Annotated in this window: 12 protein-coding genes and 1 pseudogene; 3 read left to right on the forward strand and 10 right to left on the reverse strand. The window is 65.4% G+C overall.

The window, feature by feature from the left end; translation table 11 throughout:
* Positions 1-22 precede the first annotated feature (22 nt).
* The 5 genes and pseudogenes from glyA to ACETMP_RS08705 form a co-directional block, all read right to left on the reverse strand.
* Positions 23-1,322, reverse strand: a pseudogene (gene glyA / locus ACETMP_RS08685) (serine hydroxymethyltransferase).
* Positions 1,323-1,588: 266 nt separating this feature from the next.
* Positions 1,589-1,810, reverse strand: a complete 222-nt coding sequence (locus tag ACETMP_RS08690; protein WP_375160617.1) for a hypothetical protein — start codon at positions 1,808-1,810, stop codon at positions 1,589-1,591.
* A gap of 37 nt (positions 1,811-1,847) precedes the next feature.
* Positions 1,848-2,084 carry a hypothetical protein gene (locus tag ACETMP_RS08695; protein WP_375160618.1) on the reverse strand — a complete coding sequence of 79 codons (237 nt, stop codon included), beginning with the start codon at positions 2,082-2,084 and terminating at the stop codon, positions 1,848-1,850.
* 204 nt (positions 2,085-2,288) lie between these two features.
* Complete coding sequence (gene ldtR / locus ACETMP_RS08700; RefSeq protein ID WP_018320040.1) at positions 2,289-2,807, reverse strand: transcriptional regulator LdtR; 519 nt, start codon at positions 2,805-2,807, stop codon at positions 2,289-2,291.
* Positions 2,808-3,311: 504 nt separating this feature from the next.
* Positions 3,312-3,797, reverse strand: a complete 486-nt coding sequence (locus tag ACETMP_RS08705; RefSeq protein ID WP_375160619.1) for a DUF6163 family protein — start codon at positions 3,795-3,797, stop codon at positions 3,312-3,314.
* A 124-nt stretch (positions 3,798-3,921) separates the two neighbouring features.
* Here ACETMP_RS08705 and hemB point away from each other — a divergent pair, with 124 nt between their 5' ends.
* From hemB to ACETMP_RS08720, 3 genes are all read left to right on the forward strand, one after another.
* Entirely contained in the window at positions 3,922-4,983 is a 1,062-nt protein-coding gene (hemB, locus tag ACETMP_RS08710) for a porphobilinogen synthase (RefSeq protein WP_375160620.1), read from the forward strand.
* Positions 4,984-5,228: 245 nt separating this feature from the next.
* Positions 5,229-5,771: an RDD family protein gene (locus ACETMP_RS08715; protein WP_028135984.1), complete on the forward strand. Its 543-nt coding sequence runs from the start codon at positions 5,229-5,231 to the stop codon at positions 5,769-5,771.
* A 120-nt stretch (positions 5,772-5,891) separates the two neighbouring features.
* Positions 5,892-6,668 carry an arginyltransferase gene (locus ACETMP_RS08720; RefSeq protein ID WP_028135983.1) on the forward strand — a complete coding sequence of 259 codons (777 nt, stop codon included), beginning with the start codon at positions 5,892-5,894 and terminating at the stop codon, positions 6,666-6,668.
* A 66-nt stretch (positions 6,669-6,734) separates the two neighbouring features.
* Here ACETMP_RS08720 and ACETMP_RS08725 read toward each other — a convergent pair whose 3' ends face one another.
* From ACETMP_RS08725 to ACETMP_RS08745, 5 genes are all read right to left on the reverse strand, one after another.
* Positions 6,735-8,135, reverse strand: a complete 1,401-nt coding sequence (locus ACETMP_RS08725) for a Dyp-type peroxidase (protein WP_375160621.1) — start codon at positions 8,133-8,135, stop codon at positions 6,735-6,737.
* Positions 8,132-9,943, reverse strand: a complete 1,812-nt coding sequence (locus ACETMP_RS08730; RefSeq protein ID WP_375160622.1) for a hypothetical protein — start codon at positions 9,941-9,943, stop codon at positions 8,132-8,134. The genes ACETMP_RS08725 and ACETMP_RS08730 overlap by 4 nt, the downstream gene beginning before the upstream one ends.
* A 19-nt stretch (positions 9,944-9,962) precedes the next feature.
* Positions 9,963-11,246: a hypothetical protein gene (locus tag ACETMP_RS08735; RefSeq protein ID WP_375160623.1), complete on the reverse strand. Its 1,284-nt coding sequence runs from the start codon at positions 11,244-11,246 to the stop codon at positions 9,963-9,965.
* Positions 11,243-14,263: an adenylate/guanylate cyclase domain-containing protein gene (locus tag ACETMP_RS08740; RefSeq protein ID WP_375161866.1), complete on the reverse strand. Its 3,021-nt coding sequence runs from the start codon at positions 14,261-14,263 to the stop codon at positions 11,243-11,245. Before ACETMP_RS08740 ends, ACETMP_RS08735 begins: the two co-directional genes overlap by 4 nt.
* A 670-nt stretch (positions 14,264-14,933) precedes the next feature.
* Positions 14,934-16,286 carry an Nramp family divalent metal transporter gene (locus ACETMP_RS08745; RefSeq protein ID WP_375160624.1) on the reverse strand — a complete coding sequence of 451 codons (1,353 nt, stop codon included), beginning with the start codon at positions 16,284-16,286 and terminating at the stop codon, positions 14,934-14,936.
* Between the last annotated feature and the right edge of the window lie 33 nt (positions 16,287-16,319).

Consider the following 16,319-nt stretch of genomic DNA (forward strand, 5'->3'; position numbering starts at 1 on the left):
GTCTTGACCAGTTTGTCTGGCCTCACTGGTAGATCGGGAACCGGTCGGTGAGCGCCTTGACCCGGTCCTTGATCGCAGCTTCCACCAGCGGCGCCTTGCCGTCGGCGGACTGCGCGATCGCGTTGAGAACCTCGGCGATCATGCCGCCGACCTGCTGGAATTCGGCGACGCCGAAGCCGCGGCTGGTCGCCGCCGGCGTGCCGAGCCGGATGCCCGACGTGACGAAGGGCGACTCGGGGTCGAACGGGATGCCGTTCTTGTTGCAGGTGATGGCGGCGCGGACCAGCGCCTTCTCCGAGACGTTGCCCTTGAGGCCCTTCGGCCTGAGATCGACCAGCATCAGATGATTGTCGGTGCCGCCCGAGACGATATCGAGGCCATGGCCCTTCAGGGTCTCGGCCAGCGCCTTGGCGTTCTCGACGACGTTCTTGGCGTAGACCTTGAAGTCCGGACGCAGCGCCTCGCCGAAGGCGACCGCCTTCGCCGCGATGACGTGCATCAGGGGGCCGCCCTGCAGGCCCGGGAAGATCGCCGAGTTGAGCTTCTTGGTCAGCGTCTCGTCATTCCACAGCATCAGGCCGCCGCGCGGACCGCGCAGCGACTTGTGCGTCGTGGTCGTGGTGACGTGCGCATACGGCACCGGCGAGGCATGCACGCCGCCGGCGACGAGCCCGGCGAAGTGCGCCATGTCCACCAGCAGGTAGGCGCCGACGCTGTCCGCGATCTCGCGGAAGCGCTTGAAGTCCCAGGCGCGCGAATAGGCCGAGCCGCCGGCGATGATCAGCTTCGGCTTGACCTGCTCGGCCTGCTTGGCCACCGCGTCCATGTCGATGATCTGGTCCTCGCGGCGCACGGTGTAGTGCGCGGCCTTGAACCACTTGCCGCTCATGTTGACGGGCGAGCCGTGGGTCAGATGGCCGCCGGCGGCGAGATCGAGGCCCATGAAGGTGTCGCCGGGCTGCAGCAGCGCCAGGAACACCGCCTGGTTCATCTGGCTGCCGGAATTCGGCTGCACGTTGGCAAAGTTGGCGCCGAACAGCTTCTTGGCGCGATCGATCGCGAGGTTCTCGGCGACGTCGACCCACTCACAACCGCCGTAATAACGCGCGCCCGGATAACCCTCTGCGTATTTGTTGGTCATCACCGAACCCTGCGCTTCCAGCACGGCCCGGCTGACGATGTTCTCGGAGGCGATCAGCTCGACCTCATGGCGCTGCCGGCCGAGCTCACCCTTGATGGCGGCGGCGATTTCGGGGTCGGCCTGCTCGAGCGAGGCGGTGAAAAACAGAATCGGGCGCGGAGGCGGTCTTGGGTGCGGTCATCTTGAGAATATCTCCACCGCCGCAGCCTTTTGGCGGGCTGCGGGCGGGTCTGGTGTGGCGGTCGGAAGCAGGCGCGATCTACCACATCGCCCGCAACAGGCCAAGGGTTTGCGGGTCGGGCCTAATATTTATGCCAGATATGGTGGAGAGAGGAGATTTTCGGCGATCGAGCCGTTCGCAGGCGCCCCGTCCGCCTCATCCGGAATGGGGCCGCTTCGGGCCTTAGCTGCTCCTGCCTGGAGCCGCGGGCTACGGCAGGGATCGCGTCACTGCCCCGTATACCCCGCCTTGACCGGGTCCACGCTGCCGTCGAGCTGGCGCAGATAGGTCAGGCCGCACACCGTCAACCTGTGGGGGTCCTTCTCGCCGGCTTCCATCAGGGTGGTCAGGTAGTTGGTCACCTTCATGCGTGCCTCCTCGCTGGCCGCGGCGGTGCGGTTGGCGAGCAGGTCATAGGTCTGCATGATGCGGTCGATGGCGGCTTCCATGGCACCCTCTGGTTGGTCGGTGGTCTGAGATGGTTGATCAGGCAACCGCGCGGGCCCCGGACTGCGCCTGGAATTGGGCGATGGCCTTGTTGGCGAGCCTGATCTTGTTGAATTCGCTATGCTGGAGCAGCTTGACGATGATCCCGAGCAGGCGTTCGTCGGTAACGAGAGTATCCGGGATCGCGCCGGAGCGGCGAAGGTAGTTCGCGGCGATGGCATAGGCCTCGCTCACGAGTTCCACGTTCATCGCCTGAAGCCCGCGCTCGACCAGCATCGCCCTGTCTCCGATCCGAAGGAGATAAGCGCGGAACACGGAACTGGTTCCTCGCATCCGCGATTTTTTTCGCAGGTGCACAAAATGGAAACGCACCGGCCCGGGGGCAACTCCGGGACGGCGCGCTGGGGAAGTCAGGCACGTCGAGGGCAGGCTTGCCGGTCTTGTTGCGGGCCGGCTTGGCCTTGATCCCTTTTCGAAAGCTCAGAGGCGATAGAGGATCTGGTCGGTCCAGAACCGCTCGAGGCGATGCAGCGACTTGTTGAGGGTCGAGAATTCCTCGCCCGAGATGCCGCCGACCTGCTCCACCGTCTTGACGTGCTTCTGGTAGAGCGCATCGACGATGCGGCGGACTTCCTGGCCCTGCGGGGTCAGGCGGATGCGCACCGAGCGGCGATCAACGCGCGAGCGCTGATGATCGAGGAAGCCGAGCTCGACGAGCTTCTTCAGATTGTAGGAGACGTTGGAGCCGAGATAGTAACCGCGCGTGCGCAGCTCGCCCGCGGTCAGCTCCTTGTCGCCGATGTTGTAGAGCAGCAGCGCCTGCACCGAGTTGATGTCCGCACGGCCGCGGCGATCGAATTCGTCCTTGATCACGTCGAGGAGCCGGCGATGCAGCCGCTCCACCAGAGTCAAAGCTTCCAGATAGAGCGACTGCACCGAACCCTGCTGGCCGGAGACGCGCTCTGCGGTATCTGCCGCAGTTGCGACGGCTTTCATCATGACACTTCCCCTGTTGTCGTTTTTGTCGACACTTATTCGACGAAACTTGTGTCCCGCCTGATAGGTGCAACTTAAGGGGCGCGTTTGAAGATCGGCTTAAATAAGAGAATAAAGAGATCATGAATTTAAGACAGTGAATTGCGGATTAAGCCTGTGCCACAAGCACTTTTCGAAAGCCTCTGTTGACCTTCGCAAGGTCCTGTTCACCCTCCGTCCGCCCCTGTTGTCGCATTCCAGAACAGGCCTGCCCGGTTTCGAAACGGGCGCGTAACAGCTGTGGCGGCGCCGGCTGGTCAACGAAAACTTACCGCAAATTTTAGGCAACCAGCGGTCAACCAAACGCGCACAACGCCGCGCTCGTGTCCCGGACAAGCGAAGCGAAGATCCGGGACCCAGGAGCCACAAACGAGATGCTGGGAAGAAGATGGGCCCCGGCTCTGCAGCGCATCACTGCGTGCTGCGCAGCGTCGGGGGCACCAGAGCATCCATGTATCGACGCTGTCGCTACGGCGGCCGTTCGCGCGCGGCCATCCAGGCCAGCGCGAGATAGGCGGCGAGCATGACGGCTTCGACGCCGACGACGATCAGGCTGCCGCCGTAGATGCCGGGGAACATCAGCTCGATCACCGCCATCGAGACCACGGTGGTCAGCCACACCACCGCGCCCCACGGCGTTGCCAGCCACAGGCCGACCGCGGCAACGAGCTCGATCACGGCGAAGTAGACGGTGGCGGCCTGCCAGGCCATCGACTGGTTCTCGAACGCCTCGTCCTCGCCGCCGACAAAGCCCGTCACCTGCGCCCAGTGATAGAGGCCTTTCAGGATCGAGAGCAGCGCCATCACCCGCAGGAACAGCACCAGGCGGCGCGTCCAGACATTGTCGTCGGACTCGGCCCGCTCGGACGAGATCGCAGCGACAGAGATCGCATGGTCCCTGGTCGTGTCCCTGGCGCTGTCGCGGGCCGCATCGCGGGTGGAGATCTCGGACATGGCCCCCTTCTGGCTGCTTCGCCCCGCAAAATCAATCGGCTGCCCCTCCCTTGCGGCAGGTCAAGCCGCGGTGACGGGAACCGTGCGAGCTGGTATAAGAATAATTCCAGCCGGAGGAAGAGTGATGGCGATCAAATACGGACGTCCGATCGAATTGCGCGAGGTCTCGCGCCGCGAGGGCACTGCGGTGCCCCATGCCCTCGATCTGACCGTCCGGCCGCGCCGCAACCGCAAGGCCGAATGGGCCCGGCGCATGGTGCGGGAGAACGTGCTCACCACCGACGATCTGATCTGGCCGCTGTTCCTGATCGACGGCAACAACAAGCGCGAGCAGGTCGCCTCGATGCCCGGCGTCGAGCGCCTCAGCGTCGATCAGGCCGTGCGCGAGGCCGAGCGCGCCATGAAGCTCACCATCCCCTGCATCGCGCTGTTTCCCTACACCGAGCCGTCCTTGCGCGACGAGGAAGGCACCGAAGCGACCAACCCGAACAACCTGGTTTGCCAGGCGGTGCGCGCGATCAAGAAGGAGTTTCCGGAGATCGGCCTGCTCTGCGACGTCGCGCTCGATCCGTTCACCAGCCACGGCCATGACGGCCTGATTTCCGACGGCAAGATCCTGAACGACGAGACGGTCGCCGTGCTGGTGCGTCAGGCCCTGGTGCAGGCCGAGGCCGGCTGCGACATCATCGCACCCTCCGACATGATGGACGGCCGCGTCGCCGCGATCCGCGAGGGGCTGGATCGCTCCGGCCTGCTCGACGTGCAGATCATGGCCTATGCGGCCAAATACGCCTCGGCCTTCTACGGCCCGTTCCGCGACGCCATCGGCTCGGCCAAGACGCTCACCGGCGACAAGCGCACCTACCAGATGGACAGCGCCAACAGCGACGAGGCGCTGCGCGAGGTCGAGCTCGACATCACCGAGGGCGCCGACATGGTGATGGTGAAGCCCGGCATGCCCTATCTCGACGTGGTCCGCCGCGTGAAGGACACGTTCGCGATGCCGACCTTCGCCTACCAGGTCTCGGGCGAATACGCGATGATCGCGGCCGCCGCGAACAACGGCTGGCTCGACGGCGAGCGCGCGATGATGGAGAGCCTGCTCGCCTTCAAGCGCGCCGGCGCCGACGGCGTGCTGAGCTACTTCGCGCCGAAGGCGGCGGAGAAGCTGCGCGCCCAAGGTTAAGGTGCCGTAGGGTGTGCAAAGCGAAGCGTGCCCACCACCTCTATCGAAATTGAGAGAATGGTGGGCGCGGCGCCGCGCCGCGCGCCTTTGCCCACCCTCCAGCATTGGCGTCTGCAGCCTTCCCGCCCCCGAATCGCCGGAATATTTCGGCTTGTTAATCCTGCTGCACCCTTGGCACGGAGATGGCCTGTTCCCATGTCCTGCCTTGAGGGTTTTCCCTCTGTTTCCCCTTGGGAGGACGGATCATGTCGTACGACTCGGGCAATTCAGGCGCCTGGCGCAATGACGGCGGGGTGCAGCCGCACGCCTACGATCCCTATCTGCACCCGGAGCTGTTCCGGGGCGTTGCCACGCGGCGGGTATTCGCCTTCCTGATCGACATGGTCGTGATCTCCGTGCCGGTGATCCTCGGCTACATCTTCATCGCCTTGTTCGGCGTGGTTACGCTCGGCATCGGCTGGGCGCTGTTCTGGCTGGCCTGGCCTGCCTCTGTCGTCTGGGCCATCGTCTATTACGGCGCCTGCATCGGCGGTCCTTCGTCGGCGACCATCGGCATGCGCCTGATGGATCTGGAGCTGCGCACCTGGTACGGCGCGCCCGGCTATTTCGTGCTCGGCGCCACCCATGCCGTGCTGTTCTGGGTGACGGTCTCGTTCCTGACGCCTTTCGTGGTGCTGGTCGGCCTGTTCAACGGCCGCCGGCGGCTGCTGCACGATTTCGTGCTGGGAACGGTCGTGATCAACAATTCCGTCCGTGCACCGGTGCCGCAGGGCGCCAGAAGCTGGTGATCAAGGACCTATCAACCAGGAACGACTAAAGCTGTCCGATCCGACCCGCCGAGCAGACCGATTGACCAGGGGCTTCCGTAGCGCGATGCTGACATTCACTTCGGAGGCCCACGACGTCCCTTGACCCAGCACTCGCGCGACACCCCCCAATTCTACCTTACGGCGCCCTCCCCCTGCCCGTATTTGCCGGGCCGGCATGAGCGCAAGGTGTTCACGCATCTGGTTGGGGACCGGGCCGGCGACCTCAATGACCTCCTGACCCATGGCGGCTTCCGCCGCAGCCAGTCGATCGCCTACCGACCGGCCTGCGACCAGTGCCGCGCCTGCGTCTCGGTCCGGGTCATCGCCAACGAGTTCCGGCCCTCGCGCAACTTCCGCAAGGTGATGGCGCGCAACGCCGACATCATCGGCGAGCAGCGCAGCGCGGTGCCGACCTCCGAGCAATATTCCGTGTTCCGGGCCTATCTCGACGCCCGCCACCGCCACGGCGGCATGGCCGACATGACCGTGCTCGACTACGCCATGATGGTCGAGGACAGCCATGTCGAGACCCGCATCATCGAATACCGCAAGCGCGGCCCCGACAGCGGTGTCACCGGCCGCGGCGAGGAGCTGATCGCCGTCGCCCTCACCGACGTGCTCAGCGATGGCCTGTCGATGGTCTATTCGTTCTTCGAGCCGAGCCAGGTCAGCCGCTCGATGGGCACCTTCATGATCCTCGACCACATCGCCCGCGCCCGCCGGCAAGGGCTGCCTTACGTCTATCTCGGCTATTGGATCGAGGGCTCCAAGAAGATGGACTACAAGGCCCGCTTCCTGCCGCAACAGCGCCTCGCGCCCTCGGGCTGGCTGCGCATCGACGCGCAGGGCGATGCCGCGTCCGAGCCGCAGGATTGAGGCGCGATCCGGAAGGGCGCGAAGCGTCGTCCGCAAAGCTCACCCGTAGCCAACAACCTCGTTCACTCAAGCGCGCGCGATGAAATTCAGCGCTGCGATCCCCGGCAGGAAGAAGTAGCCGCCGCCGAGCGTCTGCGTGAATTGCCGCAGCGAAACTTCGCCGCCGCTCGGCTGGCCGGGAATGGTGAAGGTCTTCGGGCACGGCTGCGATCCCACGATCGGGTCGTCCTGGCTCTCGAGCGTTCCAAATCTCCGGTTCTGCAGCCAGCGCTGGTGGATGAACTCGAACTGCCGCTCCAGGTCCGCATTGCAGGCAATGAAGAAAATGCCTTGATGACCCGACTTCTCGCGATAGGGCCGCCCACGCCGCAGCAACCGGTGCAGCTTGGATGACTTGATGCTCGACTGCAGGTCGGTGCCGAGCGAGTCGCGGGGATGGGAGCGGCGCACATGGGCGCCCTTGGGACACATGAAACCGTTGGCGTCCTCGACGCGATAGCGGAATGCATCGGCCGCCGAATCCGACACCGGCACGTTCGGATCGCCTTTCCATGACAACGGCAGCCCATTCTTCCGGCGCCCCATCAGCTTCTCGCCGGCCGAGACGCCGTTCGCCGCCGCGAAGTCCGCATTCGCGGCCTCAAACGCCTCAAAGGCGGCGACATCCTGCGCGAACTGACGTACGGCAAGATAGCTTCCGTTCAGGGTGAACCGCCCGCTGGCACTGCTCCATCCCTCCACGTTCGGGCAGAACGTCAGCTCGTCGTATTCGTTGCGATAGCCCAGGATGAATTCGCCGGGCTCCACGACCCGGTCGTCATAGAGATCGCGAGCTCCTTCTCGCGCCTGCTTGAAGCTCTCGCCATCCTGGTCCCTGAGGCCCCGGATCACCGGCTGGGCGAGCCCATCGCGAAACCCGAACGGCTCGCGCAGCTTGCCATCCGCGCCGAAGAAGTCGGAATCCTCCCCGACCTCGATAACGGAGAAGGCGCTCGGATCGATCGCGGGCAGCCGCGAAGCCACGCCGCGCATCTTCCATTCCGCCAGCAGGATGTGCACCACCTCGCCGCCGCCGGGGCCTTCGCGATCGGTCCAGGTCCAATGCCGGTCTTCGTCCCGCAACAGCTTGGCGCGCAATTCGCTGCCCATGCCGCTGCGGAACGGCGTCGGAAACGGATGCTCGCTGGTTTCCCGGCAACCGAGCTTCGCCAGCCCCGAATAGGTGAAGCCGATCGCGACGACGGCATCGAGAGGCGCCTTCTGCTGTTTCTGCTGCTTCGGCTTGCCGACCTGTTCTGCGCTGGCGACCAGGCCGGTGTCGAGCAATTGCGCCAGCCATGTCTTCGCGAGCCTCTCGTCGCGGATCGTCAGCAGCCTGAAACGGCTGGTCGTGAGCGAACCGAAGCCGCTCTTCAACATGCCCTGGATGTCGTGGCTTTGTTCGGAGAGACGTGGAGCGTGCCTCATGTCTCGATGGCCCTCATGATCAGATCGTCGTTCTTCCCGTTGCGCTCGCCGAACAGGGCGTCGCGCAGCCCCGTGGCGAGATTGATCTGGTCGACTGTCCGGTTGCAGGCGTCGAAATGGTAGAGATGCGGCAGCATGCTGTCGCGCGCATAGGACTTGAATCTCAGCTCGCACTTCACGCCGCGAAACACCACGAAGCGCGTCGGCGGAAAGCTGCGCGGCTGGGTGATGCCGGGCAGTCCGGGCAGCGCCGGGGCACGTGGACGCAGCTCGGTCCAGCGCCAGGCCAGCGTGGTGCCGGCGGCCGCGCCGTTGATGAAGTCGTCGAGATAGCCGCCGAAATTGCCGTCATAGTTCGAGCAGAACAGAAAGCGGCGACCGTTGTCGATGATGTGCCAATGCCCGAAATGGATGCCTGGCGCGTTGCCGAGCCAGCCTTGGGTGAAGAACACGCGTCCGGCAAACGTCACGATGCGCAGCGCCAGTCGGATGCACCAGGCGCTCCACCATCGCGGACCGCGCAGCTCCGTGAGGCTGAACATATGCTGGGTCCCATCGACCAGATCGGCCTCGCATCGCTCGATCGTCGGATGGATCTGCTGGGCGCGCGGAACGTCGTCCTCGAGCGGATGAAAGAACTGCTCACTCAGCTTCTTGAACCGGCGGTTGAGCCAGTGAAACAGCGCGCCGATGCAAAGCACCGCGGCGATCGCGACGACGGCGATGCCGATGATCTGCAATCCCGTCAGCTTTGGCAGCTTCGGCTCGACGACATGAGCCATATAATCCGGTGCCACCGCATAGGCCAGCGGCGCGAACGTGTAGGCAAGGGCGCACGCGGCGACGGCCAGCAGCAGCGGCACGCCGATCAGCCAGCCCCCCACATAGGTGGCCAGCGACGAGAGCGTCTGGGTTGGCCGATCGAGCTCCTGCTGGACGCTGTTCAGCCAGCGCCGCCAGGACACGAATTGAGCGGGCAGCGGCACCAGGAACAGCCAGACGAGGAATGCGATCACGGCGAACGCCAGCAGCCCGTGCCAGGTCATCGTCAGCAGGCATTCGCTCGTCCTGGTGACGGCGTCTTCAATGGCCCGCCCCACCTGCCCCGGCTCGCCGAAGAACCAGTTGTAGGCCCGCGGAAGCGCCCAGACGATCCCGAGCACGACGAACCACAGCACGATCGCCGCCACGGGATAAGCGAGCTTCGCACCGATGCTCGCCCCCTTCCCGCGCCAATAGGATCGCGGCGCAGGCTTGACCGCCCACTCGAAACGGGGATTGGCGTACGCCCACCGCGCCAGCGCCAGGGCGAATGCGGTGCGGTCGTTGCCGTATTTCGGCTTCAGCTTTCGCGCTTCGATGCGCGTCTGATCCAGCAGATCGCTCTCCATCTTGATCTGCCGGACCGAGCGGTCGCGCGCGCCGACGAAGCCGCCGGCGGCGATGCTGTGCCAGCTCATCAGCTGGTTCAGCAATTGCTCCTTGTCCTTGGCTGTGGGCACGGCGACATGGGGAGCGACCATGCCGCCGAACAGCGTCCACATCGCGCCGTCGGGATGGTAGACGAGGCGGTACAGCAGGTCGTAGGGACGCAGACCCTCCTCCACCGCAAGCTCGAGCACGAGCACCGGCTGCTGGTTCGGGGCGCCAGCCAAGGCCGGGAGCAGCCCGATCGAGGCGAAGTGCACCACCGCGACGTCCTCCAGCAGGTCATCCAATGCATCGTGAAGTTGCTTTGGAATTTCCGCTCCGCCGCTCCAGCCTGGCGCAACGATGCAGATCATCTGCTGCCGGACGATCTCGAGCATGGCCCTGTCCTCCGCTCACTCAGGTGGTACGCATGCGCATGCGCAGCATCAGCGGCCCGTCATAGGCGATTGCCTTGCCTTCGCCGCGCGCCAGTTGCAGCCGCGGCAAGGTGAGCAGGCCGATCAGCGCGCTGGTCAGGATCTCCACCGCGTGATCCCGCGCGGGACATTGGCGGTAGCCGTAACCGAACATGAGATACCGCAAGGCATCGTTCTTGCCCCAATCCCGATCCGGGCAGAAGCGGCCGCTCTGGGGAACGGCGCTGGGATCGAACAGCGCTGCGATCGACAGCAGCGAGACCTTGCCGCCGCCCGGGCATCCGGCGTTGTATCGCGCTCCGGTCTTCATTTCGGTGTCGCGCGGCACGTCGCGCGCCAGCAGCGGAAAGATCGGCCGAAAGCGCATCAGCTCCAGCACATGGTTGCGCACGATCGTGCGGAACTCGGGATCGGTCCAGACGCCGGGCTCGCCGAGCTTGCCGGCCTTCGATCGCAGCTCCTCGTAGACCTTGGTTCGTCCCAGCAGCTCCTGGACAGCGAGGGCTCCAGACTGAACGGTGACCGGATGCGAGATCCAGGCAAGGCCGACCGCGTTCCGTTCAATGTCCTCGGAGGCGCTCTTGACGCCCCAGGCGGCGCCGATCGGGCCGCTCACGCGATCGATCCGCGCCTGCAGCGCATCCCCGCAGGCTTCCGCCCGTCGCCGAAGATCGAGCGTCGCCAGGCCGCCAGCCAGGAGCTGCCCCGCGACATAGCGGATTTCGAGCATGTACTGCCGTTGCAAGCCTTCGTCGACGTCGCCTTGTGCGGCCGAGGTCGCCGACCCCGCCACCACCGCACCCGTGGCCGCGCCGAACAGCGGCCGCATGGCGTGGAAGACGACCCACATCAGGTAGTCTTCGATCAGGTCGAATTCGCCCCCGCGCCCACTCAGGGCCTTGATCCGTCGCTGTGCCTCGGCATCGGAATCGGCGGGAACGTTCAGCGCGGCCAGCCGCGCATGGACCAGATCCCGATCGGCCGAATAGGTCGGGCCGGGATCCATCCCGATGAGATAGTCGCCGGACACCATGTTGGCGGCATGCGCCGTGTTGGAGAAGCTGCGCGTACGCGTCAGCACGTCCCTGACGGCACTGGCGCGCGCCGCCAGGCCGAGCCGGCCACCGACCGACGGCCAGTGTCGCAGCAGAGCGCCGAATGCGCGCAAGACCGTCGTGTGGCGGTTGAGCCAGCAGAACAGGCCATAGGAGAGTCGGCGTGCTCCCGGCGGCAACGCGTCGGGTTCATAGGTCGAGAGTTTCATGCTGCATACCCGCCCTTCCGCCAATCTGCGAGGACCGCCGCGGCCTGTCTTTGATAGTGGGGCATGCCCAGACGGTCCGCCGCCTCGGCGGCTCGCTTGACATTCGCTTCGGCGCCCGCCAGATCGCCCGCGTGCCGCAAGGTTTCCGCCAGCTCGTACAGTGCTTCGGTCTGGTGACCGTATTCCTCGGCGGTCTCCTCGACGGCCTTGCGACCGACCGCGATCGCATCGTCGAGCCGACCGAGCTTGCGATAGGCGACCCCCAGGCTCACGCGCATGAACGTCCTGCCGTACGGTCCGGCCGCCTCGTAGATGCGATCGGCGAACCCCTTCTCCAGCATCGTCGCCGCCTCGGCGGCCTTGCCGTTGCGCGCAAGCGCGCTGCCGAGAACGCCGGTGCAAACCGAAAGCATGGTCGGGACGTTGTGCGTCATGCATTGCTGCACGCCGGCTCGCATCAAGGTCTCGGCTGGATCGAGCTCCTTGCCCTCGATCCATATCTGCGACTGGACGGTGTCGATCAGCAGCCGCGAATAGGGATGGTTGATGTTCGACAGGATCTCGTAGGCCTTGGCACAGAACGTGTGGGCGGTTGCACTGTCGCCCAGTCGCCAGAGTGTGCTGGCATGGAACGCATAGAGATTGACGATGGGAATGGCGGCCCATCCGGATTGGACGACATGCGCCGACAGTTCCGGTCCGTAGTCGGAGAGCAGAACATGGCCTTCCACGGCGGCCTCCGCATATCGACCGAGAGCGTGGAGGTGCATCAGGCGGGTCTGATGCGCCGCCATCATCATGTGGCGGCGCTGCGCCAGGCGGGCCGCCTCCAGACCCTGTGAGGCGTACCGCAGGCCCTGCTCGAAGCGTCCGCGCATCCACAGAAACACCGCCGTCTCGGTCGACACCGCCGCTCGGGCGCGCTGATCGTTCAGCTGCACCGCGATGGCTTCCGCACGCTCCATGTTGCTGAAGATGTCGTCGATCTGGCCGAGAGCCAGCATCGCCCCGATCGCTTCCAGCCGAAGCGCGAGCTCCAGGGTCTGCGCGATCGAGGCGTCATCGACACGGCGGGCTGCCTGAAGTCCCTTCTCGAACGATTGAAGGGCTTCCTGATTGGCCGAACGCGAGATGGCACGGGCCATCGACTTGACGGTGAATCTCGCCGCCTGCTCCCATTCCTCCCCTTTGAAGGCATGATGCGCCAGCGCCGGCGCGACATCGGCTTCAGCGGCCCCTGGCCGCGCATGCAGCGCCAGGAAGGCCTGCCGGTGCAGCGCCTTCAGCCGGGCGCGCGTGAGAGCGGCGAGCACGACGTCGCGCACCAATGCGTGGCGAAATGCGAACGCGTGCTGCTCGAGCGAACCGCGCGCCTGATCCGGCCCCGCCAACAGCCCGGACGCAACGCACAGACCCAGCAATTCTTCGGCTCGCCCCGGGTCCACGGCCTGCATCGCTGCGATCAGTTCGCGCGTGATGGGATCGCCAAGGATCGCCGCGGCCTCGAGCGCGGATTTGGCGGCCTCGGGCAGCCTGTCGACGCGCGCACTGATCACCGCGGCGATGGAGCCCGGCACGCGCAGCTCTCCGGGCGGCTGCTGCAGACGGTATGCACCCGGCGTTCCCTCGAGTGATCCGTCGTCGATCAGCGTAATGACCAACTGCTCCAGGAAGAAGGGATTGCCGTCGGCGCGCGCGACCAATTCGTTCACGATGCCGAGCACGGACAGATCATCCCCCAGCAGGGCGCGCGCGAGCCTGAGCATCTCGCCGTCGCGGAGAGGCTCGATCATCCGCTCTGCAAACCACGGGGCCTCGCGCCACTGATGGTCGAAATCGGGTCGATAGCTGACGCAGACCAGGATCGGCAGTTCCTGGAGCTTTGGAAGCAGGGCCTCGAACAGCCGCCGGCTCTCGCGGTCGGCCAGGAAAACGTCCTCGAGCACGAGCACGAACGGGCCCGCCTCGGCGCGTCTGCGCACGAGCCACAGCAATGCCTCGCCGATGCGACGTCGCCGCTGGACCGGGTTCAGCGCCAGCCAGGCCTGATCCGGCGCCGCAAGATCCAGCAAGTCGTTGATCGCCGCGAGATGCGCTGCACCTTCCGGGGCCCATTCGGCGACCAGGGTCCGCCCAATGGACTGGGCATCCGTCCCGCCTGTTTGCGGCAACCTGGCCAGGCTCGCGATCAGGTCCGCGGCGGTACTGTAGGCGCGCGCGCTCGCATAACCTCTCGCCTGCGAAAGACAGACGTCGATGCCCTGACCTGCAAGCGCGGCGATCCAGTCGGCGATCAAGCGGGACTTGCCGATGCCGGCATCGCCGCACAGCCCGATCGTTCGCATCGCGCCGGTTCGAACGATGTCGAGATCCCCGGCCAGCATCCGCAAGGACTCCTCGCGGCCGACCAGGGGCGCCCAGCGCTGCTTGCGCGTCAGCGGCGCCGCCGCCGAGCTTTCGGTCGCGACCACGACCTCATGGAGTTCGACCGGATCGTCCAGCCCTCGCACCGAGCGCAGCCCGACCGGCCGCGTGTCGATCTGCTGCGCGACGAGGCGCTGCGTCGCGGCACTGATCAGGATGCCGCCGGGCGGAGCCATCTTTTCGAGCCGCGATGCAAGATGAATCGTCTTGCCGTCCGCACCGTAGTGCGACCAGCCGTATTGTCCGACGACGCCGACCAGGACCTCGCCGGAATTGATGCCGATGCGCAGCGTCGGGCTGGCCATGCCCTGAACCGCGTGGCCGGGAATGGTTGCCCGCTGCATCTTGAGGGCGGCAAGGCACGCCCGCAGCGCGTGATCCTCCTGCGCCACCGGCGCGCCGAACAAGGCGACCAGCCCGTCGCCGAGCAACTGGCTCACCGTGCCGCCATAGGTCCCGACCGCCTCGGCCAAATGGTTGAGGGCCCTGCCGAGATAGTTGCGGGATTCCTCGGGGTCGGAGTGCTGGAGCAGGGATGTCGAGTCGCATACGTCGACGAAGAGAACGCTGACCTGCTTGTTCTCAGTCAGCATCTGTGACCGAACCGCGGTGTAGTCGTGCAGCGGAACGACCCGCGCCTTGCGGTCAGGTGTGCTGGCCACCGATGGAACGGAGGGCGGCTCCAGCGCACGATCGAGGCGCGCGCCGCATTGAGAGCAGAAGCGATGCTCGCGAGAAACACGGGCCGAACATGCGGGACACTTGGTCACGGCTGCACTCACTCATCAATGACTTCAACGCAGCAATCAACGTTTACTGGCCTGATCATCGTCCCTCTCCGGACGTGAACCCGCGCAGTCAATAATCAATCCATCAAGCCAATGGCCTCGCCACTGGCTCCGCGCGCCGACATCGCGCACAACCCATAGACGTAACCGGAGAAGATGCGATCGGCGCACTTACTCCGGCGCGGGACCGCCGATTATCCCGCCGGGAAAGAAATCAATCCTGAAAATCGCAATGTCATAATAGGGCCCATGAGCAGTCTATGAGCAATCTACGGCTTATCAGCAATTGAAGGTAGTATAACCTCTTCGCACCAATTGAAAAGCCGTACTTCGCGAGTTCGCGGCAAAAGCCGCCGCACGGTGCGGAACTCGGACAGGGCTCAGCGCGATGCGCGCGTAACGGATATGGCCGGGCTCGCGCGGGAACCAGCCCGCCGCAGGGCCTCCGCACCAAAGCAGCGGGCCGTCCCTGCGCTCATCCAAAGAACGTATCGAACAACAGCTTCAGGTTCAGGACCACGATCACGCCCGCGACGATCCAGGCGATCGCCGCGACCGATCTCGGTATTGCGAACTTGCCCATCTTGCGCCGGTCGGAAACGAAGCGGACCAGCGGAATGACGGCGAAGGGCAACTGCATCGACAGCACGACTTGGCTGAACACCAGCAGATCCGCCGTGCCGCGCTCGCCATAGATCGCGGTGACAATGATCACGGGGACGATGGCGATGCCGCGCGTGAGGAGGCGGCGCGCCCAGTTCGGCAGGCGCAGATCGAGAAAGCCTTCCATCACGATCTGGCCGGCGAGCGTCGCCGTCACCGTCGAGTTCAGGCCGGAGGCGAGCAGCGCCACCGCGAACAGCGTCGAGGCGATGCCGAGGCCCAGCAGCGGCGACAACAGCTCGAATGCCTGACCGATCTCGGCGACATCCGAATGCCCGCTTTTGTGGAAGGTCGCAGCGGCGACGACGAGGATTGCGGCGTTGATGAACAGCGCCAGCATCAGGGCAATGGTCGAGTCCGTCGTCGCCCATTTGATCGCCTCGCGGCGGCCTTCGTCGTTGCGCTCATAGGCGCGCGTCTGCACGATCGAGGAGTGCAGATAGAGATTGTGCGGCATCACGGTCGCGCCGATGATGCCGATCGCGATGTAGAGCATTTCGGGGTTGGTGAAGATCTCGCTCTTCGGCATGAAGCCGCGCAGCACCTCGGCGACCGGCGGCGCCGCGGCCGCGATCTGGACCGCGAAGCAGACCGCGATCACCGCCAGCAGCGCGATGACGAAGGCTTCGAGGAAACGGAAGCCGCGGTTCATCAGCAGCAGCAGCAGGAAGGCATCGAGCGCGGCGAGCAGCGCGCCGCCGACCAGGGGAATGCCGAACAGGAGTTTCAGCGCGATCGCGGTGCCGATGACCTCGGCGAGATCGCAGGCGATGATCGCCGCCTCGCAGGCGATCCAGAGCAGGAAGTTCACCGCCGGCGAATAGGTGGCGCGGCAGGCCTGGGCGAGGTCGCGGTCGGTGACGATGCCGAGCCGCGCCGCCAGCGATTGCAGCAGGATCGCCATCAGGTTCGAGAGCAGGATGACCGAGAGCAGCGTGTAGCCGAACTTCGATCCGCCGGCGAGGTCAGTCGCCCAGTTGCCGGGGTCCATGTAGCCGACCGAGACGAGATAGCCCGGGCCGACGAAAGCGAGCAGCCGGCGCCACCAGCGGCCGGCGACCGGCAGGGCGATCGTGGCGTTGACCTCGGCGAGGCTCTTGGTGACCGGCGCATCACTGCGCCAGCCGGCGGTGTCGGGGGTCAAATCAGGCGATCGGGCATCCATTCGGCGAGAATACCGAAATCAGATCTTATTGCA

The sequence above is a fragment of the Bradyrhizobium dasycarpum genome, from assembly GCF_042019905.1.
Lineage (GTDB): Bacteria > Pseudomonadota > Alphaproteobacteria > Rhizobiales > Xanthobacteraceae > Bradyrhizobium > Bradyrhizobium japonicum_B.

Coding starts and splice junctions, on each gene's coding strand:
- ACETMP_RS08695 (WP_375160618.1), bottom strand. CDS start 2,084: ATGCTGGTCGAGCGCGGGCTTCAGGCGATGAACGTGGAACTCGTGAGC.
- ACETMP_RS08705 (WP_375160619.1), bottom strand. CDS start 3,797: ATGTCCGAGATCTCCACCCGCGATGCGGCCCGCGACAGCGCCAGGGAC.
- ACETMP_RS08745 (WP_375160624.1), bottom strand. CDS start 16,286: ATGGATGCCCGATCGCCTGATTTGACCCCCGACACCGCCGGCTGGCGC.
- ldtR (WP_018320040.1), bottom strand. CDS start 2,807: ATGATGAAAGCCGTCGCAACTGCGGCAGATACCGCAGAGCGCGTCTCC.
- ACETMP_RS08690 (WP_375160617.1), bottom strand. CDS start 1,810: ATGGAAGCCGCCATCGACCGCATCATGCAGACCTATGACCTGCTCGCC.
- ACETMP_RS08715 (WP_028135984.1), top strand. CDS start 5,229: ATGTCGTACGACTCGGGCAATTCAGGCGCCTGGCGCAATGACGGCGGG.
- ACETMP_RS08735 (WP_375160623.1), bottom strand. CDS start 11,246: ATGAAACTCTCGACCTATGAACCCGACGCGTTGCCGCCGGGAGCACGC.
- ACETMP_RS08725 (WP_375160621.1), bottom strand. CDS start 8,135: ATGAGGCACGCTCCACGTCTCTCCGAACAAAGCCACGACATCCAGGGC.
- ACETMP_RS08740 (WP_375161866.1), bottom strand. CDS start 14,263: ATGCTGACTGAGAACAAGCAGGTCAGCGTTCTCTTCGTCGACGTATGC.
- ACETMP_RS08730 (WP_375160622.1), bottom strand. CDS start 9,943: ATGCTCGAGATCGTCCGGCAGCAGATGATCTGCATCGTTGCGCCAGGC.
- hemB (WP_375160620.1), top strand. CDS start 3,922: ATGGCGATCAAATACGGACGTCCGATCGAATTGCGCGAGGTCTCGCGC.